This is a genomic window from Gulosibacter sediminis (assembly GCF_030011715.1).
Classification (GTDB): Bacteria; Actinomycetota; Actinomycetes; order Actinomycetales; family Microbacteriaceae; genus Gulosibacter; species Gulosibacter sediminis.
Genome location: NZ_JASCYH010000006.1, coordinates 1 through 19432, shown reverse-complemented (window position 1 = coordinate 19432; position 19432 = coordinate 1). Strand labels below are relative to the sequence as shown.

Annotated in this window: 21 protein-coding genes and 1 tRNA gene; 13 read left to right on the top strand and 9 right to left on the bottom strand. The window is 68.2% G+C overall.

Annotated features, from left to right (window positions below; translation table 11 throughout):
* The first annotated feature begins 42 nt into the window (after positions 1–42).
* Together QM019_RS03725 and QM019_RS03720 are read left to right on the top strand one after the other, a co-directional pair.
* Complete coding sequence (locus tag QM019_RS03725; protein WP_282851915.1) at positions 43–1380, top strand: M20/M25/M40 family metallo-hydrolase; 1338 nt, start codon at positions 43–45, stop codon at positions 1378–1380.
* A gap of 62 nt (positions 1381–1442) precedes the next feature.
* Entirely contained in the window at positions 1443–1970 is a 528-nt protein-coding gene (locus tag QM019_RS03720) for a HutD family protein (protein ID WP_282851914.1), read from the top strand.
* A gap of 106 nt (positions 1971–2076) precedes the next feature.
* Here QM019_RS03720 and QM019_RS03715 read toward each other — a convergent pair whose 3' ends face one another.
* The 3 genes from QM019_RS03715 to QM019_RS03705 are packed head-to-tail and all read right to left on the bottom strand — an operon-like array spanning position 2077 to position 3460.
* Positions 2077–2373, bottom strand: a complete 297-nt coding sequence (locus QM019_RS03715; protein WP_282851913.1) for a hypothetical protein — start codon at positions 2371–2373, stop codon at positions 2077–2079.
* Positions 2370–3059: a DsbA family oxidoreductase gene (locus QM019_RS03710; RefSeq protein ID WP_282851912.1), complete on the bottom strand. Its 690-nt coding sequence runs from the start codon at positions 3057–3059 to the stop codon at positions 2370–2372. The genes QM019_RS03715 and QM019_RS03710 overlap by 4 nt, the downstream gene beginning before the upstream one ends.
* A gap of 47 nt (positions 3060–3106) precedes the next feature.
* Complete coding sequence (locus tag QM019_RS03705) at positions 3107–3460, bottom strand: hypothetical protein (RefSeq protein ID WP_282851911.1); 354 nt, start codon at positions 3458–3460, stop codon at positions 3107–3109.
* Between the two features lie 187 nt (positions 3461–3647).
* On the opposite strand from QM019_RS03705, the gene QM019_RS03700 reads away from it, so the two are divergent.
* Both QM019_RS03700 and QM019_RS03695 read left to right on the top strand, forming a co-directional pair.
* Positions 3648–4010 carry a YidH family protein gene (locus QM019_RS03700; protein ID WP_125107699.1) on the top strand — a complete coding sequence of 121 codons (363 nt, stop codon included), beginning with the start codon at positions 3648–3650 and terminating at the stop codon, positions 4008–4010.
* Positions 4007–4351, top strand: coding sequence for a hypothetical protein (locus QM019_RS03695; protein WP_282851910.1), 345 nt, complete (start codon positions 4007–4009; stop codon positions 4349–4351). Before QM019_RS03700 ends, QM019_RS03695 begins: the two co-directional genes overlap by 4 nt.
* A gap of 208 nt (positions 4352–4559) precedes the next feature.
* Here QM019_RS03695 and QM019_RS03690 read toward each other — a convergent pair whose 3' ends face one another.
* On the bottom strand, positions 4560–5768 hold the full coding sequence (locus tag QM019_RS03690; RefSeq protein ID WP_282851909.1) for a cobalamin-independent methionine synthase II family protein: 1209 nt from the start codon (positions 5766–5768) through the stop codon (positions 4560–4562).
* Positions 5769–5917: 149 nt separating this feature from the next.
* Here QM019_RS03690 and QM019_RS03685 point away from each other — a divergent pair, with 149 nt between their 5' ends.
* The 5 genes from QM019_RS03685 (at position 5918) to QM019_RS03665 (ending at position 7636) form a co-directional block, all read left to right on the top strand.
* Positions 5918–6400 (top strand): helix-turn-helix domain-containing protein, encoded by a 483-nt coding sequence (locus tag QM019_RS03685; RefSeq protein WP_282851908.1) that lies wholly within the window; start codon positions 5918–5920, stop codon positions 6398–6400.
* A gap of 8 nt (positions 6401–6408) precedes the next feature.
* Positions 6409–6957 carry a PIN domain-containing protein gene (locus QM019_RS03680; RefSeq protein WP_282851907.1) on the top strand — a complete coding sequence of 183 codons (549 nt, stop codon included), beginning with the start codon at positions 6409–6411 and terminating at the stop codon, positions 6955–6957.
* Positions 6958–7027: 70 nt separating this feature from the next.
* Positions 7028–7162, top strand: coding sequence for a hypothetical protein (locus tag QM019_RS03675; RefSeq protein ID WP_282827774.1), 135 nt, complete (start codon positions 7028–7030; stop codon positions 7160–7162).
* A gap of 15 nt (positions 7163–7177) precedes the next feature.
* Positions 7178–7417: an RNA-binding S4 domain-containing protein gene (locus QM019_RS03670; RefSeq protein WP_282851906.1), complete on the top strand. Its 240-nt coding sequence runs from the start codon at positions 7178–7180 to the stop codon at positions 7415–7417.
* A gap of 93 nt (positions 7418–7510) precedes the next feature.
* On the top strand, positions 7511–7636 hold the full coding sequence (locus QM019_RS03665; protein ID WP_282851905.1) for a hypothetical protein: 126 nt from the start codon (positions 7511–7513) through the stop codon (positions 7634–7636).
* 77 nt (positions 7637–7713) lie between these two features.
* Here QM019_RS03665 and QM019_RS03660 read toward each other — a convergent pair whose 3' ends face one another.
* A complete protein-coding gene (locus tag QM019_RS03660) occupies positions 7714–8313 on the bottom strand; it encodes a CGNR zinc finger domain-containing protein (protein WP_282851904.1) in 600 nt (199 codons plus the stop codon).
* 141 nt (positions 8314–8454) lie between these two features.
* Here QM019_RS03660 and QM019_RS03655 point away from each other — a divergent pair, with 141 nt between their 5' ends.
* Together QM019_RS03655 and QM019_RS03650 are read left to right on the top strand one after the other, a co-directional pair.
* Positions 8455–9081 (top strand): isochorismatase family protein, encoded by a 627-nt coding sequence (locus tag QM019_RS03655; RefSeq protein WP_282851903.1) that lies wholly within the window; start codon positions 8455–8457, stop codon positions 9079–9081.
* 288 nt (positions 9082–9369) lie between these two features.
* Entirely contained in the window at positions 9370–10815 is a 1446-nt protein-coding gene (locus QM019_RS03650; RefSeq protein ID WP_282851902.1) for a plasmid pRiA4b ORF-3 family protein, read from the top strand.
* A gap of 132 nt (positions 10816–10947) precedes the next feature.
* Here QM019_RS03650 and QM019_RS03645 read toward each other — a convergent pair.
* Positions 10948–11037: transfer RNA gene (locus QM019_RS03645), tRNA-Ser, on the bottom strand.
* A gap of 265 nt (positions 11038–11302) precedes the next feature.
* Here QM019_RS03645 and QM019_RS03640 point away from each other — a divergent pair.
* Positions 11303–13081 (top strand): hypothetical protein, encoded by a 1779-nt coding sequence (locus tag QM019_RS03640; protein ID WP_282851901.1) that lies wholly within the window; start codon positions 11303–11305, stop codon positions 13079–13081.
* Between the two features lie 178 nt (positions 13082–13259).
* Positions 13260–14699 carry a DNA repair protein RadA gene (gene radA, locus QM019_RS03635; RefSeq protein WP_282851900.1) on the top strand — a complete coding sequence of 480 codons (1440 nt, stop codon included), beginning with the start codon at positions 13260–13262 and terminating at the stop codon, positions 14697–14699.
* 9 nt (positions 14700–14708) lie between these two features.
* Here radA and QM019_RS03630 read toward each other — a convergent pair whose 3' ends face one another.
* The 3 genes from QM019_RS03630 to QM019_RS03620 form a co-directional block, all read right to left on the bottom strand.
* Positions 14709–15386, bottom strand: a complete 678-nt coding sequence (locus QM019_RS03630) for a hypothetical protein (RefSeq protein ID WP_282851899.1) — start codon at positions 15384–15386, stop codon at positions 14709–14711.
* A gap of 165 nt (positions 15387–15551) precedes the next feature.
* Positions 15552–18194 carry a 5'-nucleotidase C-terminal domain-containing protein gene (locus QM019_RS03625; protein ID WP_282851898.1) on the bottom strand — a complete coding sequence of 881 codons (2643 nt, stop codon included), beginning with the start codon at positions 18192–18194 and terminating at the stop codon, positions 15552–15554.
* A gap of 196 nt (positions 18195–18390) precedes the next feature.
* A complete protein-coding gene (locus QM019_RS03620) occupies positions 18391–19344 on the bottom strand; it encodes an aldo/keto reductase (protein ID WP_282851897.1) in 954 nt (317 codons plus the stop codon).
* Positions 19345–19432: the final 88 nt, after the last annotated feature.

Sequence of the window (19432 nt, the reverse complement as noted above, 5' to 3'; positions counted from 1 at the left end):
CGCGGCCCGGGCCGGCCAACTTCCACGACGGCAGGAGCGCCAATGACGACCCCCGACCACGCCGCCGCGGTGCGAAGACTCGAGGACGAGGCGCTCGAGTTCACGCGGCAACTGATTCGCATCGAGAGCGTCAACACGGGCGATCTCGCGACGATCGGTGACGGCGAGACGCGCGCCGCGAGGCTCGTGCAGGAGTGGCTCGGCGAGGTCGGTATCGAGGGTGAGTTCTTCGAACCGCATCCCGGCCGCGGCTCGTTCGTCGCGCGCGTGCCGGGGAGTGACCCTTCGGAGCCCGCACTGCTCGCACACGCGCACCTCGACGTCGTGCCGGTCGATGCGCGCGACTGGACCGCGCCGCCCTTCGGCGCCGAGGTGCGCGACGGGTTCTTGTACGGCCGCGGTGCCGTTGACATGAAGCACTTCGCCGGCACGCTCGTGGCCGTGGTGCGGCACTTCGCACGCACGGGTGTGCGGGCGCGGCGCGATCTCGTCCTCGCGTTTCTCGCCGATGAAGAGGCGGGCGGGGTCTGGGGCTCGCGGTGGCTCGTGCGCAATCGGCCCGAGTTGTTCTCGGGCGTGACCGAGTCGATCAGCGAAGTCGGCGGGTTCTCCGTGCCCTTGGATGCGGCGGGCCGACGCGCATACCTGCTCGCGACCGGCGAGAAGGGCCCGGCGACGGTCGCGCTGACCGCGCGCGGGGCCGCCCGGCACGCCTCAGGATTGTCATCGGAGAACACGGTGGTTGCGCTGGCCGAGGCGGTCGCGCGTATCGGGGCGTACGAGTTTCCGGTCGCGCGCACGGGTGCGCTCGAGGCTTTCCTGGATGCGTTTGGTCGCGCCCGCGGCCGCGCATTCGACGAGTCGACGCTCGAGGCTGAGCTCGCGGGGCTCGAGATCGCGGGTCCGCTCGTCGGTGCCGGCCTGCGCACGACGGCGACGCCGACCGTGCTCGAGGCCGGTGGCAAGCCGAACGTGGTGCCGGGGCGTGCATCCGCGCTCGTCGATGTGCGGGTGGTTCCGGGGCAGGACGAGCTCGTGCGCGCGACGCTGCGCGAGCTCGCGGGGCCCGATATCGAGATCGAGGAGCGCGCCTGGTTCCGCGGCACGGAGTCGCCGGCGTCGGGGGCGTTCGTTGAGGTGCTGCGCGAGGCGATCGCGGTCGAGGATGCGCAGGGCGAGGTCGTGCCGTACATGCTGCCCGCGAGCACCGACAACAAGCATTTCTCGACGCTCGGCATCGCCGGGTACGGGTTTACTCCCCTGCGGGTGCCGCTCGACTTCGACGTGTTCGCGCAGTTCCACGCCGCCGACGAGCGCGTGCCCGTCGAGGCGCTACAGTTTGGGGCGCGCGTCACGGCCCGCATCCTGGAGCGGGCGTAACGGTGGGCGCTGCGAGTGCGCGTGGCCACGAGGCCGCGTCGGATCGGGCCCAGGGTTGGCGCGTGGTGCGTTCGTTGTGCGACCGCGAGCCGGCCCCATGGGCGAATGGCCTCGGTTCGACGACCGAGTTGGTCGGACTCGACGAGAATGTGCCGGGCATCGACCGCGCTGGTGGGCGGTGGAAGCTCAGCGTCGCAGACCTCGAGCGCCCTGCCGACTTTTCGCCGCTGCCGGGGTTGCAGCGCACGTTCGTGCCGGTCGGCGCATCCGTTTCGCTCGAGGTGGATGGTCGCCTGCACCTGCTTGGCGACGGCGTGCCGCTGCACTTCGACGGCGGGTCGGCCACCGCGCTCATCGGCCTGGATGCGCCCTGCAACGCCGTGAACCTCATGGCCGAAAGCGCGGAGTTCGACCTGCGCGTCGTCGCGGCCGCGGCGGATGCGCCGGGTGCGTTCGCGCTCATCGCGCTCGCCGAATCGGAGCGGGTCTCGCGGTTCGACCTGCTCGTGCCGGGCGGCGCACTCGACGACGAGGACTTGCCAGCAAGCCTCGGCGCGCTGATCACGCGCCCTTCGATTCCGCGCGCGTAACGAGTGGCCGTTTCGCGGCCGCAGGGTGTCCTCAATATCCCACCTCGGCTGCCTCACAGTGGGACATCGGCGACACTCTGCGCCGGGAGTCGGCCCGAGGCGGAAGCTAGTCGCAGGTGCCGTCGATTGAGCAGGTGGTCGCGGTGACCACCCCGCCGAGGAGGGTGTCGAGGCCCTGGAGTGCGGGCAACTGCGGGGCCGAACCTGAGTCGGATGCCGTGGTTGCGCCCTCAGCGGCCGCGGCTGCGTCGCTGGTCAGCGCTTCGCTCGAGTCGGATGCGGTGGCTGCGTCGGCGTGGGCCGTGACCGCAGAATCGGCCGCGGCGTCGGCGCGGTTCTTGCGCAGCGCATCCATCGCCGCCGTGGCCGCGACCGAGGCAAGCCGCTCGGGTGTTGCGCTCATTCGGCAACCTGCGCATCCTGCTCGGCCACGAGCGAGCGCACGACCTGACGGAAAGTGTCGAGCGGCAGCGCGCCCGGCGCCGTGTACTTGTGGTTGAAGAGGAAGAACGGCACGCCCTGGGCGCCGAGCATCTGGGCGCGGCGGGCCTCGTCGGTGACCTCCTGGTTGAAGTCGTCACCGGCGAGTACTTCGCGGGTGCGCTCCTCGTCGAGGCCCTGCTTCGTGGCGGCCGCGACGATCTCGTCCTGGTTGAAGGGGTTCACGTCGCCGGCGAAGTAGCGGCGCTGCAGGTCGAGGAAGAACGCGTCGCCGTCACCACCGTTGTCGATGACCGCCTGGCGCACGCGGTGCAGTGGGCGGGTGTTCGCCATCGGGCGCTCGGTCGCGTAGGGGCGTCCGATCTCGTCGGCGAGGCCGTGGATCTGCTGCTCCATCTGCTCGATCTGCTCGCGGGGCATGCCCTTTCGGCGGGCGAGGTGGTCGACGTTGTTCTCGCTGCCGTCGCCGACGGGCGAGGTCGGGTCGAGCTCGAACGCGTGCAGCTCGATCTTGAAGCGGTCGCTGAGGCCCTCGGCCTCGAGGGCATCGTGGAGGCGCGATTCGCCGATGTAGCACCACGGGCAGACGACGTCGGTCCAGATATCAATGGCGATCGGCTCGGGAGTGGCCTGCGTGTTCGAAGTCATGCTCGTAGCAACGCGCCGCGCGCCCCGCTCATTCCCGTTCGCGGCGCTCAGAAGAACGCTCGCCACGGCTGGACCAGGGCGAAGTTCGTGAGGCTCGCGATGAGGCCGAGGATGCACAGCGTCAGCCCGACGCCCGCATTCGCCCCGTCGCGCCGGGCCCGGCGGGCGAGCCAGATGCCAACGCCAGCAAGAATCGCGCTCACCGGAGACAGCGGGACCGTGTACAGCGCGTTCATGCCGATGTACGAGTGGGGCTCGAGCATCTGCAGGAACATCACGATGACGAAATAGAGGGGTGTCAGCAACGAAAGCGCGCCAAGGACAGTCGCCGTCACGGCCTTGTTGCGGCCGGGCGAGCCCGCCGACTCCCCCGGCTCGCCGTGCTGACCAACTTCGCTCATGCGCGTCACCCTAGCCACGCATCCGCCCGACCGGCCGCATGAATGATTGCGGTTTCGTCTCCTCTCCCAACGCTTCGCCCTCGCATGGGTGTTGCGTTTGGGCCCATTTCTCGGCGATTTCGTCCGCCGAATGGGACGAAACGCGACACCCATGGCCGAGGCGGCGCGGGCGGCGCACAATGGGGGCATGTCTGCAGAGTCGCGGTTTCCGAAGTCGGTCTATGCGTCGGGCGAAGAGCCGGATGCGCGCTTCACGCTCTCGAACGAGCGCACGTTTCTCGCGTGGATGCGCACGGCGATCGCGCTGATCGCGTGCGGCATCGCGCTGCAGCTGCTCGGCCAGCAGCTGCACGAGGTGATGCGGATGCTCGCGGCCGTCGCGCTCGTGCTGACCGGCATCGTGCTCGCGGTCGCCGCGTGGTTTTCGTGGATGCGCACCGAGCGCGCGCTGCGCCGCGACGAGCCGCTGCCGCGCACGCCGCTCGGGCTGATCTTGTCGATCTCGGTCGCGGTATCGGGCGCGCTGCTCGTCGCGGCGATGTTGCTATGACGCTGCATTCGTACGACCCCGATGAGGTCGCGCTGCCGCGCAGCGAGACGCGGTTTGCGTGGCAGCGCACCGCGCTCGAGATCGGCATCTACTCGCTGCTCTGGTCGCGGCTCATGCTCGGGCGCCCGGGCGAGGATGTGCTCGCGCTGCTCGGCTACCTCGGCATCGCCGCCGCGGCCGGGCTGTATCTCGGCGCGAGCATCCGTCACTCGGGGCGCCGTCCGGTCTTCAATCGCGCGCCGTGGCTGCAGCTGGCGCTGCTGCTCGGGACGGTCGGTGCGGGCGTCGTCGCCCTCGTCGTGATCGCGCTCTCGGTACTGCCGCAGGCGGTCACGCCGTAGGTCGGGCCGCGCGTATGGGTGGTGAAGGCGGTGGCCAAGCCACGTTCGATGCGGTTTTCTACGATCGCTGCGGTCGCAACCGCAGTGATCGTAGAAAACCGCATCTCCACGGTCGTCATTTCTGCCGCTGCCATCTCCGCGGCATCGATCTCGGGCCACAGAAAACGCGAAGAGGCCCCGCACATGCCGGGCCCCTCAGCGACAGCGACTAGATGCGGGCGACCGCGCGGCGCGCGCCCTCACCGAGCGAATCGAGCTTCGCCCAGGCGATCTGCGGGTGGATGCGGCCACCGAGGCCGCAGTCGGTCGACGCGATGACGCGCTCGGGGCCGACGATCTTCGCGAAGCGCGCGATGCGCTGCGCGACGAGGTCAGGGTGCTCGACGAGGTTCGTCGAGTGGCTCACGACGCCGGGCACGAGCACGAGGTCGTCGGGGATGATCGCCTTGTTCTCTTCCCAGATCTCCCACTCGTGCTCGTGGCGCGCGTTCGCAGCCTCGAACGAGACCTGGCCGACGTTCGCCGAAAGCACGGTCTTGAGGATGTGCTTGAGCTCGATGTCGGTCGTGTGCGGTCCGTGCCACGAGCCCCAGCAGAGGTGCAGGCGCACGAGTTCCTTTGGCAGACCCTTGATCGCCTCGTTGATCGCGTCGATGCGGATCTGCGTGAACGCGAGGTAGTCCTCGACGCTCGGCTCGGGGTTGATCTGGTCCCAGTTCTCGGCGAGCGACGGGTCGTCGAGCTGCACGATGAGGCCGGCGTCGGTGACGGCCTTGTACTCCTCGTGGAGCGCGGGGATCCAGGCGTCGATGTGCTCCTGCTCGCTCGCGTAGAAGTCGTTCTGGATGCGCGCGGCCGAGCCGGGCGCGATCGCGGTGATGAAGCCGCGCTCGCCGGCCTCGAGCGCCGAGGCGAGGTTGCGCACGTCGGTGGCAATCGCATCCTGGCCGACGTACTCGATCTCGCCGGTCGTCGCCGGCCACTCGGTCGCGTTCTTGCCCGTGCCCATGCCGCTGTTCGGGTCGGCGTAGGCCTCCGCGAAGATCGTCCAGTCGCGGCGGTCGGGGAACGAGGTGAGCTGCACGTTGCCCGGCGTCGAGCGCACGGGCTCCTGCGTGAACGGGTTGTCGCCGGTGAGCGAGAGTCCCTTGTTGCGCTGGAACGAGTAGGTCCACCACGCGCCGTAATCGACCGGGCTCGACATGGCCTTGCCGAACTCACCGTCGCCGGGCTGCGTGATGCCGAGCTCGCGCTGGCGCTCGACGACGTCGCGCACCGCCTCGGTCACGAGGGCGTCGTATTCGGGCGTCGACTGCAGCGTGAAGCCGTCGTCAGCGACGGTGCGCGCCGAGTTGGCGTCGATGAGCGCCTGCGTGCGGGGCAGGCTTCCGGCAGTGGTGGTTTCGATTTTCGTCATAGTGCTCAAAAAGTATCGAAGTACCCCGATATTTCTGCGGTTTGTGACGCCGCAAGACTTTTTGCTGTCGGGTTGCTGGACACTGAAACACTTCACATTTTCGAATATTTCGAATAAACTGATGAAGAAGAAGAAGACAGGACCTCACCATGCGCAACACCCTCGACGACGCCAACGGCCGCACCTTCGTCCCGAGCGAAGCAGAAGGTGCCCAATTCGCGCGCCTCAAGGAACAGTTCGACCACCAGTCCGACAACGGCGCGACGATGCGCATCGTCGCCGGCGACGGCGAGGAGCTCGAGCTTCCCGGCAGCCTCTTCGAGATCGTTCGCCACATCGCCGTGACGCTCAGCGCAGGCCGCGGCATCAGCGTCATGCCTCATGACACCCAACTCACCACGCAAGAGGCCGCAGACTTCCTCGGCATCTCGCGACCGACGCTGGTGAAGCACCTCACCGAGGGCGAAATCCCCTTCTCGACCGTCGGCCGCCATCGCCGAGTGCTGCTGACAGACCTCCTCCGCTACCAAGAGGATGCGCGGGTCGAGCGACGCGCGCTCCTCCGCCGCACCGCGCGCGAGGGCCAGCAGGACGGCTTGTTCGACGTCACCTACGAGCCCGAGTCGGAGTAGACGGCAAGATGGCGTTCCCGGCGCTCCTCGACACCTGCACCATCTTCGGCGGCGCCCTGAACGACCTCTTCCTCACGCTTGCCGAGACAGGCACATTTCGACCCATGTGGTCGGCCGGGATCCTCGAAGAGCTCGAACGAAACCTATTGAAACGCGGCTTGCCGGGCGACGCCATCCGCAAACGTATTGCCAACATGCAGGCCGCATTTCCCGATGCCGAGGTACACGGATACGAGTCACTGGAACCCCAGATGACATGCGACGAGAACGACAGACATGTACTGGCCGCCGCCGTTCGAGGCGACGCCGCTGTGCTGGTGACATTCAACCTTCGCCATTTCCCAACCGAAGCGCTGGCTCCATACGATCTCGACGCCATTCATCCCGATGAGTTTCTGCTCAACCAGCTCGATCTGCATCCAGCCGAGACCGTTGGGGCAGTCCGTCGGCAGGCCGACGCCTACGAGAACCCGCCGCTCACGACGACTGCACTCTTGACGCAACTCGCAAAGGCTGGTGTGCCCAAGTTCGCCGAAGCGGTTTTGCGATTGCTCTAGTTCGCGGTCGAGCGCGCTGATCACGACCGTCACCTACGCCTTCGAGGATGCGGCGGGCACGCGCCGTTTCGTGCAGCGCTCGACGCGCATCCCGGTCGCCGACCCGCTCGTCAACGGTGAGGTCGTCGACGTGTGGTTCGACCGCGCGGATCCGTCGAACACGAAGCGCATCGTCATCCGCCGCCGCGACGCCGCGCGCCGGTGACGTAGCGTGGCAGCCATGCGCAACAACCAGCCGATCGACGACGTGCCCATCGCCACCGACATGATCCGCCTCGGCCAGTTCCTGAAGTTCTCGGGCCTGCTCGAGACCGGCGGCGACGCGAAGGAGCTCATCGGGGATGGTCTGGTCGGGGTGAATGGCGAGGTCGACACCCGGCGTGGCCGGCAGCTGCACAACGGTGACGTCGTGACGTTCGAGGGGCGCAGCGCGCGGGTGGTCGCACCGGTCGACGCCTAGCCGGTGGCGCGACACGTTGACGCGCGCAATGTCCGCGCGTCCGCTACCTCGCCCGGTGCCGCTTAAGCGATATATGTCGGGTACTGTCGCCCCATGGATATCGTCTCGATGATCATGAGCGCGTCCGTGGCCTCAATCGCGTGGGTCACGTTCGTCCCGTGGTCGAAGCTGAAGCGCCTCAAGGAACTCGACGACGACGCGGACAACTCGTCGCAGTAGCCCACTCGCACGACTACCTCAGGCGGGTTGGGCCGACTACGCGAGCCGACGCTCACTGCGGGCGCTGCCGCGAAACTCTAACCGCGAGCGTCGGCCGCCGCCGCTTCCTTCTTGCGCGCGTAGGCCCGCGCCGCCCGCACGCGATCGCCGCAGCGCGTCGAACACCACTGCCGACGCGCGTGGGTTCGCAAAAAGAACCGGATGCACGGCTCGGCTTCGCAGCGCGCGAGCAGCGGCGCCTCGTCGCCGGTCAGTAGCGTCGCCGCATCCTCGGCGATTCCTGACATTGCCTGCTCGACAACCTGCGTCACGGGATGCTCCGGGACCCGAACGAACCCACCCCCAGGTGCCATGCCGAGCAGCGGGACTTGCGGGGCCGCCTTCATCGCCGCATTGATGCGGTCGAGCGCGTGCTCCCCCAGCCGCACCCCGTCGACCGCCGCTGCGAACGCCTCCCGCAGGTCCTCGCGCATGCCGAGCAGCCGGTTCTGGCAGTAGGACTCGAGCATGGAACCTTCGGCGGCGAGGCCACGTTCGATCAGCCACGACGTAGCGTCCGCGGGCGTCTCGATCGCGTCGACGACCACGTCGCCAGGCAGCCGAATCACGCTGTTCACGAGGTCGATACTGGGATGCTCAAGCGCACCAGGACTCGGGGGAAGAGGCAGTTCGCGCATAGTTCTCATGGTAGCAACGTCGATTTACCGGGAACTTTTGCTACGCTCAGCCTCACGGCAAACACCTCTATTTGCCGTGACTTGCGAGTACCGAGGCTCCAGCCTCCGACGACACGCCCGCCACCAACACCAAGGAGCATCATGACCACACCGAACCGCGCCCTGATCATCATCGACGCCCAGCAGGAGTACTTCGAGGGCCTGCTTCCCATTCAGTTCCCCGACCGCAACGAGTCGGTTGCGCGCATCGCCGCGGCCATCGACGCCGCCGCAAACGCCGACGTTCCGGTCGTGATCGTGCAGCACGAAGCGCCCGCCGGCGCACCCATCTTCGACCCCGCGGGCGCGACGTTCCCACTGCATCCCGAGCTCGAGGCGCGCGCCGACAAGGCCGCGCACCAGTTCACCAAGTCGTTCGCGAGCGTCTTCGCCGGCACCAGCCTCGAGGAATGGCTGCGCGAGCGCAACATCGATACCGTCACCCTCGTCGGGTACATGACGAACAACTGCGTGCTCGGCTCGGCCGCGGCCGCCGAGCCGCTCGGCTTCAGCGTCGAGGTGCTTTCGGATGCGACGGGCACGGTCGACCTCTCGAACGAGGCCGGATCTGCCTCGGCACAGCAGGTGCACGAGACGCTCATGGCGCTGCTCAACTCGAACTGGGCGGCGGTCGCGACGACGGATGCGTGGGTCGAGGCGATCGGCAGCGGCTCCGCACTGCAGGGCGGCAACCTCATCGAGTCGGCGGCACAGGGCCGCGCCGCGTAGTCGGATCGCAAGAAGTGACCGCGAGACAAAGGCAAGCCCCACAGCAGGAAATGCGACCGGCGCCGGAACCAGCAATCCGCAACTTCCGGCGCCCTCGCATCTACCTTCGCCGACATGGTCGCCACACGTAGCCGTTTGGGCGTCGTTGATTCTCACCCGCCCGGCGGGGTGCGACGCACGCACTCGCAGCCGCATCGCTCCCCACGGTTGAAGGGCAGCATCCGCTGATCCAGAATTGTTCGCGATGCTGCGTCGTCATTCGCGGCGCACCGAACTGGGAGAGCACGCATGGCGACTGAGGGTTCCGAAGCCGCAAACATTCAGACATTCGTCGACTACATCCGTGCAAGCGCGATGTCAGCACAGGCCGGTGATTCGTTCGACGGGCAAGGCCTGGGCGACCTCTGGCGCCGGCCCGAGCCGCAACTCCTCCCCACCCCCTCGGTGGTGCGGGGCTTTCGCATCCGCATCGACCTGCAGCACACGAAACCGCCGGTGTGGCGCCGCGTCGAGGTGCCCGGCGACATCCTCCTCCCGCGACTGCACGAGGTGATTCAGGCGGCGATGGGATGGACCGACAGTCACCTGCACCGCTTCCGCACCAGCAACGACCAGAACCCTCCCGAGTTCCTCACCCGGTTCGACCTCGCCGAGGGCACCGAAGGGATGCTCGAAGAAGACGTGCGTCTCGATCAGGTCCTGGCTGCCGAGGGTGACCGACTCTGGTACGACTACGACTTCGGTGATGACTGGAACCACCTCCTGCACGTCGAGAAAGTGCTCGACAGCCCTCCTCCGGCACCGACGTGCGTCGGTGGGAGGCTTGCCTGCCCGCCAGAGGACTGCGGCGGCGTTTGGGGATATGCAGAGCTCGCCGCCTGGGTGCGCGCGGACTACGACAACGCGATCCTCCCTCAGGCTTTCGACAGCGCAGCGGAAGGTCGCGACTGGCTGCCCGACGGCTGGCACCCCGATACCTTCGCCATTGGTGAGACGAACGAGCTCATTGCGGCAGCCATGGCAGACCCAGTTCCGCTCGTCGAAGAACTTGAGTCGCTGCTCGAACTGGCCGACAACGTCGGCGCACGAGGCGTGCGCGACGCGCTCGCACATCCCGCCATTTCCGGCGCAACTGACGTCAGCGCAGAAGATGCAGCGGATCTCGCCGAACCGTTCCTGGTGCTCCTCGACGTCGTCGCGCCCGGTGTTACGCTCACCAACGCCGGGTATTTGCAGCCCGCGGCCGTCGAGCAGATCGCACACCGCACGGGTGTCGCCGATTGGTGGCCCCGCAAAGCCAACCGAGAAGACCTCACTCGGCCGGTCATGAATCTGCGCGCCACGGCGCGTGCTCTGGGGCTCGTCGCTGTACGCAAGGGCCGCATCGCCCCGACTCAGGCCATCGCCAAGCACCGTGACGATCCGCAAGCGATCCTGCGGCACATTGTCGGCCGCCTCCCCCTCGGAAGAACACCCGACGAACGGCACGCCGGCTGGATGGCGCTCACCGTGGCCGCGAATGAAACGCCTGCGGAACTCTGGGACTCGCGCATCAGTGAACTCATGTTTGAGCTCGGATGGAGCGACAGTAAAGACCCTTACCGTGCGCCAGCCCCCGGCAGCGCCACGCTCGACGTGCTCCGCCTGCTCGGAGGGTCGATGCGCGGAATCCGCAGACCTCGGGGCGTGAACAAGGCGGTCGCCGCTATGGCCCGGGCAGTCATTTTGCCCTGACCGCGATGAGCGCGCCGTTGGAGGGGAGTCTTGGTCGCGACACTCGGGAACGAACCCCGGAAAAAGTGCACCAAATTTGCACAATAAACACCTCGGAAACGAAGAAAACCCCTGGATGCCAGGGGTTTTCTTTGGCGGTGACGGTGGGATTTGAACCCACGGTGGAGTCGCCCCCACACAACATTTCGAGTGTTGCACCTTCGGCCGCTCGGACACGTCACCAGCGTCTATTTTAAGCACATTTCTCAGTGCCCGCGCAACTTATGTTTTGCCGAATCTTGGCGAGGGCCGGATGCGGGGGTCGCGGGCCGCTCTCGCAACCGCTCCCGTACGCCCTCCGAGCCGCGCCTCCGTGCCGAGCCCCACGAATCCTGCGGCCGACGCCACAAGGTGTCCCCGATGTCCCACTTTTTGCGCGAAAAGTGGGACATCGGGGACACCCTGCGCAGCGCACGCACCCACGCCCGCGAAACCACCCCTCGGTACGATGCCAGCAGGCCACCGCACGTGCACGACCGCAAAGGATGACGACGACTCGATGACCTCTGACCGCACGAACGCCCCTGCTCGCCGGTCGCCCCGACTCGCCTGGATCATCGCCGGCGCATCCGCAGTCATCGTCATCCTCGTCGCGGTCATCGTCTTCGCGCCCCACGACGCAACCGAGACCGGCCCGACCGGCTCGGGCACCGCATCCAGCACAACCACCCCAACCCCGACGCAAAACATCGCCGAGCAGCTCATCGTGCCCGGCTACGACCCGAACCCGGGCACATTCGCGCTGCCCGACGCATCCGGGCTCACGAGCAAACCGATCACCGCGAACTTCGCGCTCCAAGACGACGCGACCGCCTGGGGTGGCACCTTCGGCCTCAGCTTCGAGGCGACCGAGCTCGCGAATCCCGCTTGGAATAGCGACAACTCGAACCTCACGACGACCCTCGCCGCGCTCGGCCACCCGGCGCTACGCTTCGGCGGCAACAAGGTCGACCGGCGGATGTGGTGGACGAGCACCGACGAACCCGCGCCCGAGTGGGCCGAGGCGACAGTCACTCCGGCCGACCTCGAGCGGGTCGCGGCGGTCGTCGTGGCGGTCGATGCCGACGTCACGCTCGTCGTCGACCTCGGCCACAACGACCCCGAGCGCGCCGCCGACATGGTGAAGTACGCGACGGCCGCGTTCGACGACCACCTGCTCGCGATCACGATCGGCAACGAGCCGAACGGCTACTCCCCCGAGGCGCAGCCCGACCTCGCGGTGCGCGGCGACGACTGGGACACCGACGCCTACCAGGATGCGCTGGTCGAGTACTCCGACGCGATCGACGCCGAGACGCCGGGCACGAACTACGCCGGCCCCGGCGCCTACGACACGACCTGGCTGCGGGCGTACACCGAGTCGGATCTGCCGAACAAGGCCGCGGTGACGATGCACTGGTATCCGCTGTGGCGCTGCGACGCGACGAGCGGCCAGTCGTCGACGACCACCATCGAGAACCTCACCTCGCCGTCGCTGCGCGAGAGCGCGCACAAGATCCTCGGGCTCGGCAAGGGCGTCGCCGACGACGCCGGCCTACCATTCTGGGTTGAAGAGACCGGCCCGACCTCCTGCTCAGGCGGCAACGAGACCTCCCGCACGCATGCCCAGGCGCTCTGGACCAGCGACTATGTGTTCACGGCCGCCGAGATCGGCGCCGAACGCATCGCCTTTCACTCGATGCTCGGGGCGTGCGAGGGCGGCGCCCCGATGAGCCCAGTGTGCGCGAGCGGCTCGGTCGACGAGCCGGGCGAAGTGATCGAGGGACGCTCGAACTTCCTCGCGCTCATGCTGCTGAGCTGGGTGCCCGATGGCCAAGTGCTCACGCCCACGGTGAGCGGCGACGGCAGCGTCATGGTGCACGCCGTCTACGGCAACGACGGCTCGCTCGCGTACGTCATCGTCGACATGCGCGATCCGGGTGCGACGGATGCGCTGGCTCCCGTTTCGCTGCACGCCCCCGACGGCCTGGGGGCGGATGCGCCAGCAGCGTGGACGCCCAACTCCGGCTCCCAGCTCGCGAGCGACGCGCTCGACTCGACCGAGAGCACGCTGCCCGCAATGGCCCCGGTGCAGGCCGACCTCGCCGCCGAGACCTTCACCGAGGATGCGCCCCTCACCGTCGCGAGCACGCCCGGCACCACGACCGTGCTCACGTTCGACGGCGCGACTTCGCACGCGGACGGTGACGGGCCAACGGCTTCGGCTTCGGCGACGCCGACCCCGTAGGACGGGGTCGCACCGACGCGAGCCGCGCGCGCCGCCCCGCGCACCCACCCGTCGCGGCCGCAGAGTGTCGCCAACATCCCACTTTCCACGCAAAAAGTGGGACATCGGGGACACCCCACGCCACGCCACCCATCCACAGGCCCCGGCCGACGTCGGAGGCCGCAACTACCCTGGAAGCATGGCCACGAAGAGCAAGCAACGCAACACCTATGAGTGCACGGAGTGTGGCTACGAATCCATCAAGTGGGTCGGCCGCTGCCCCGAGTGCCAGGCATGGGGCACGGTCGTCGAGAAGGGCGTGCCCACCGGCATCGAGGCCCGCGCGCAGGCTCTCGCACCGCGCCACCGCGCGGTGCCGATCACCGAGGTGCCCGCGTCCGAGGTCGCGCAGCACCAGCCCACGAGCATCGGCGAATTCGACCGCGTGCTCGGCGGCGGCATCGTGCCCGGCGCGGCGATCCTGCTCTCGGGCGAACCCGGCGTCGGCAAGTCGACGCTGCTGCTTGAAACCGCGTCGCGCATCGCCGCGACCGGCGCTCGCGTCCTCTACGTCTCGGGCGAAGAGTCGGTGAACCAGGTGCGGATGCGCGCCCAGCGCACGAACGCCCTCCAGCCCACGCTGCTGCTCGCGAGCGAGACCGACCTCGGCACCGTGCTCGGCCACATCGAGCAGACCGACCCGGCCCTGCTCATCCTCGACTCGGTGCAGACCATCGCGTCGGCGAACGTCGACTCGCTCGCCGGCCAGCCGAGCCAGGTGCGCGAGGTCGCGACGGCGATCATCCGTGCGGCGAAGACCCGCAACATGCCAGCGATTCTCGTCGGTCACGTCACGAAAGACGGCAACGTCGCGGGCCCGCGCCTGCTCGAGCACCTCGTCGACGTCGTCGCGCACATCGACGGCGACCGGCAGACCGCGCTGCGCTTCGTGCGCACGCTGAAGAACCGCTTCGGCCCCACGGATGAGGTGGGCTGCTTTGAGATGTCGGGCGACGGCATGGTCGAGGTGCCAGACCCATCGGCGCTGTTCGTGAGCCAGCGCGACCAGCCCGTGGCCGGCTCGGCGATCACCGTCGCGCTCGAGGGCAAGCGCGTGCTGCCCGTCGAGGTGCAGGCGCTCGTCGTGCACTCGCAGGCGCCGAACCCGCGCCGCGTCACCAACGGGGTCGACTCGAACCGCGTCGCGATGATCCTCGCGGTGCTCGAGCGGCGCTGCGGCATCCAGCTCGCGAGTCATGACGTCTACGTCTCGACCGTCGGCGGCGTGCGCCTCACCGAACCGGGCGCCGACCTCTCGATCGCCGTCGCGTTGAGCTCGGCGCAGAAGAACACACCGACAAAGCCGAACACGGTCGTCGTCGGAGAAATCAGCCTGGTCGGCGAGATTCGGCACGTTTCGTCCGAGAAGATGCGGTTCGCCGAGGCGAAGCGGCTCGGCTACGGCAAGCAGTTCGGGCCCGAGCACGGCACGGTCACGAACGCCATCAACCTCGCGCTCGGAGGCGGGAACCGCAGCGGCGGGGGCGACGGCAGCCGTGGCGGCAATAGCGACCGCGGTGGCAACGCGAACCCGGGCAGCAACGGCAACCGCAACGGCAACCACCTCCGCCCGGTCTAAACGCCGCCGCTACTGCAGTTCGAAGAACACCGGCTCCGAGGCGATGCCGCCGATCGACACCGTGAGCGAGTAGTACGCGCCGCCACCGACCGCGGCGGGCCGCGAATCGGAATCGCACGTGTCAGTCGTCGACCGCTCGCGCACCCATTCGATCGCGGGCGACGTGACTTCCTTGCCCGGCGTCAGCTCGACGACCTGGCTCGTGGCGTCGGACTGGCAGTCCGTCGACGTCCAAATCGTGTCGTCGCCCGACTTGATCGTGTAGATCTGCGCCGAAGTGCCCACGTCCATCCGGCACGGGGTGTCGCTTGTGTTCACGAGCTTCATCGACAGCTGCGGCAGCGCGTCGGCTGCGTACGTCGCCGCGTCGGTGACCGCCGTGACCGTGACGTCGCCCTCGGCGCAGACGGCCGGGGTGTCGTCGGTCGGCTCCGGGGTTTCGGATGCGGTGGGCTCAGGCGAATCGGTCGACTCGGCCTCGCTGGTGGTCGAGGTCGGTGCTGCGGTCTCAGTCGAGCTCGGCGCCGCGCCCGTTGACGTCGCGTCGCCGCCACCCCGGAGTGCGCCGAACATCGAGACGACGCCCCAGACGAGCAGCGCGACGACGATCACTGCGAGCACGAGCACAACGAGCCGGCGGCGCCGGTACACCACGGCGCTCGGCTTGCCACCCCGCTGCCCAGACATGTGAGAAATCGTACGCAACCCCGCGCCCGCCGCCGCGATCCCACACCGCGACCCCGCGCATCCGGTCGCCTCCGCCCGCGCCCCGCCAAAACTCCACGGAAAACGCCAGCGGCGGCCAGAGCCGAAGCTCCGACCGCCGCGGCGGATCGCCCGGAGGCGTGTTACTTACGCGTCGGTGTTCCGACGGCGCAGCAGCATCAAGGTGCCGCCGAGCGCGAGGGCGATGACGCCCGCCGCGATGCCCGCGAACATCGCGGTCTCGTTCGCACCGGTGGTGGCGAGCTGGTCGCCCGAGCCGTTGTTGTTCGACGCCGGCACGGTCGAGGTGCCGTCGGTCGAGCCACCGTCGGTCGCCGCACCGGTCTCGTCGCCAACCGTGAAGGTCACGGTCGCCGAAAGTTCGCCCTGTGTGGCAACGATCGTGTAGGTGCCGGCCGGCCAGGGCAGGTTGTCCTCGACCACCGCGCCGGTCGCCTCGTCAACCGTCTGGTAGGTCAGCTGACCGCTGACCGTGCCATCGGCGTCAGCGAGCACCGAGTCGACGCTCTGCGCGTCGCCACCGTCAGCGCTGATCGCGATGTCGACAGCCTCGTTCGCGGCGAAGTTCACGCCGACGTAGTTGACGCCCGCGGCCGACTCAGCCGTGGTGTAGTGCTCCTGCTCGGTGACGAGCTGGGGCTCCTGCGACTCGGTCTCCGACGGTGCCGGGGTCTCGGTCGACGGGGTGGTCGGCGGCGTCGTGGTCGGCGGGGTGGTCTCGGTGGCCGCGGTCACGGTCAGCGGGAGGTTGACGGTCGAGCCCGAGGGCTGCGCGACGACCTGGATGGTGTAGTCGCCCGCCGCGGTGTCGGCCGGAACCGTGAAGGTCACGTCGGCAGTGGTGGTCTCGCCCGCGAGGGTCGAGCCGTTCACGGTGCCTTCGCCGATGACGTTGCCGTCGAGCAGCACCTCAACGGTGGCGTTCGCGACGAGGTCGAGCGAGTGCAGGTCAACGTCGGTGACGGTGATGGTCTGCTCGGCGCCGGCCTCGATCGACGGCGCAGCGCCGTCCTCACCGAAGTAGCCGTCGATCTGGAAGCCGTTCCGGGTCTGCTCGGGTTCGAGCAGGGTGTCGGGGAGGCTCTCGACGTACTGCACGAACGCGTCGAGGTCGACCGAACCGGTGTCGTAGACGCCCTCGTTGTTGTTCAGCGAGAGGAAGTTGTCGCCACCAGCCGCGAGGAACGACGGCATGACGACCTTGTAGACCTGCGCGTCGTCGAGGGCAACGCCGTCGACGTAGACCGAGGTGATGTGACTGCCCTGCGTGGTCAGCGGGTCGTCCGAAGTCGAACCGGTGTAGCTGTAGTCAACGTTCGACGAGAGGCCGAGCTGCAGGTACGGGCGCGACGGCACGGTGCCGTCGGCCTGCAGCTGCCACTGCTCCTCGAGCACGTTCTTGAGCTCGGCGCCGGTGATCGAAACCACCGAGAGGTTGTTCACGAACGGCAGCACAACCTGGCCGTCCTTGTAGGTGAGGGTGCCGTCGCCCGCGATGTCGGAACGCATGCCGCCCGGGTTCATGATCGACAGGTCGGCGTCGAGCGCGTCGGTGCCGACGCCCTGCGCCCAGAGCATCATCGAGTCGGCAACAACACTGCCGAGGGTCGACTCCTGCGCACGGTTGTCTTGGACCGTCACGGCGCCGGTGGCGTCGTAGGTCTTCGCACGGGTGATGTCTTCGTCAACGACACCGATCTGCTCGGCGCCGAGCACCTCGGCCTCGGCGACCGCTGCCTCTTGGATGCCGACGATGGTGTTGTAGGTGGCCAGCGAGTCGGCCGACAGCGTGCTCGCGTCAACTCGCGGGGTCGAGCCGTCCTCGAGGTAGGTCGGGATGACCGACGACGACGAGCTCACGACGTTGCCGTCGGCGTCGACGTCGAGCACGATCTGGCCGACGTTCTCGGCGTACTGACCAGCCTGAACTACCTGGCGAACCTTGCCGTCAATGTTGGTCTCGTAGTTGTAGGTCTGGTGCGTGTGCGCCTCGTAGATGGCGTCGACGTCAGCCGACGTCTCGGTCGCCATCTTCGCGAAGGTCTCGTTCGACGAGTTGTCGTCGTAGCTGCCGCTCGAGGGGCCACCCTCGTGGTACGAGGCGATGATGATGTCGGCTTCGCCGTTCGACTCGTCGCCGTCGGAGAGCTGCGCGGCAACGTCGTTCACGGCGTCAACCGGGTCGGTGAAGCTGAGGCCCTCGATGCCCGCGGGGCTCACGCCGGATGCGGTGGACTGCGTCACGGCGCCAACGACGGCGACCGTGTGGCCGGCAACCTCGAAGGTGCTGTACGCGTCGAGCAGCGGGGTGCCATCGGCCTTGATGACGTTGGCAGCGAGCAGGGTGCCGAACTCGTCGCGAATCGCGAGCGCGTCTTCCTGGCCCTTGTCGAACTCGTGGTTACCCGCGGTGAACGAGTCGACGCCGAGGGCGACGAGCGCGTCCTTCGACGGCTGGTCGCCGGCGACCGACGACTCGAACTCCGAGGCGCCAACCTGGTCACCGTTGCCGATGATGAGGCTGTTGTCGGCGCCGAACGTGTCCTGCACCTGCAGCACGTTGGCGGCGAAGGCGTCGGCCTGCGTGATGCGACCGTGGAAGTCGTTGAAGCCGATGAGGTTGATCTGGGTGGTGCCTTCGGTGGGCTGAATGACCTCACCGGTGTTTAGCGCTTCGGCGTTTGCCGGAGCAACGAATGCGGTGGCAGCCAGCGCGAGGCCGAGGGTGGCCGCGACACCGCCCTTCACCAACGGGGACTTTTTAGCCACGAGGCCTCCTAGAACCGTGATACGAACGCGATCATACTTCCATGTGGAGGTAACGTTCAGGTAAAGCCCGGGAACTTTTCACGTTTTGGTTTCCCACAGGGCGGCTGCGCGGGCTCGAACCGCAGGATGCGCACGACGGGAAAAGCAGGATGCGCGACCCGTGCGCTGTGCCCGAGCCGCGCATCCGCTCGTGTAACTAGGCCTGGATGAGCGCCGACGAGACCTCCGAGAGCGACGCGAGCTCAGCATCCGTGAGCTCGAGCGTGGCGCCCGCGATGAGATCGGCGACCTGCGAAGGCTTCGACGCGCTCGCGATCGGCGCGGCGACGCCCGGCTGCTGGCGAAGCCACGCGAGGGCGGTCGACGCGATGCTCGCGCCGTGCTCGCCGGCGATGCGCTCGAGCTCGTCGATGATGCGCACGCCCTCGGCCGTCGCGTACTGCGAGGCGCCGCCGGCTCGCGGCGACTCCCCCGCCTCGACGGGCTCGCGGTACTTGCCGGTGAGGAATCCCGACGCGAGCGAGTAGTACGACAGGATGCTCAGTTCGTGGCGCTGCACCGTCTCGAGCAGCGGGCCCTCGACGTCACCGCGGTGCACGAGGCTGTACTGCGGCTGCAGCGCGACCGGCTTCGCGGCGCCGGTGCGCTCGGCGATGTCGAGCCACTGCTCGACCTGCTCGGCCGAGTAGTTCGACAGGCCGATGGTGCGGATCAGGCCGTCGCGCACGAGCGCGTCGAACGCCGCGACGGTCTCGTCGAGCGGGGTCACCTCGTCGGGCTTGTGCGCGTAGAAGAGGTCGATGGTTTCGACGCCGAGGCGCTGGAGCGACTGTTCGGCGACGGCGCGCACATTGGCAGCGGTGAGCTGCGGGCCGCCCGGCTGCATGCCGACCTTCGTCGCGATCTGCACGCCCTGCGGCTTGCGCGCGGCAATCCACTCGCCAATCGTGCGCTCGCTCTCGCCGCCCTCGTGGCCGGGAACCCAGTAGCTGTACGAGTCGGCCGTGTCGATGAGCGTGCCGCCGGCCGCGGTAAAGGCGTCGAGCACGGCGAAGCTGGCGTCGCGGTCGGCCGTCCAGCCGAACACGTTGCCGCCGAGGACGAGGGGGAAGATTTCGAGGTCGCTGGTACCAATGCGCGTTGAGGTCATAGTGGTGACAACCGCGAGGGGCCGAGCGGCATTCCTCCGAGTTGGCCGGAAACGGCCGTCGGGCGGCCGCGTACGATACGCGGCCGCC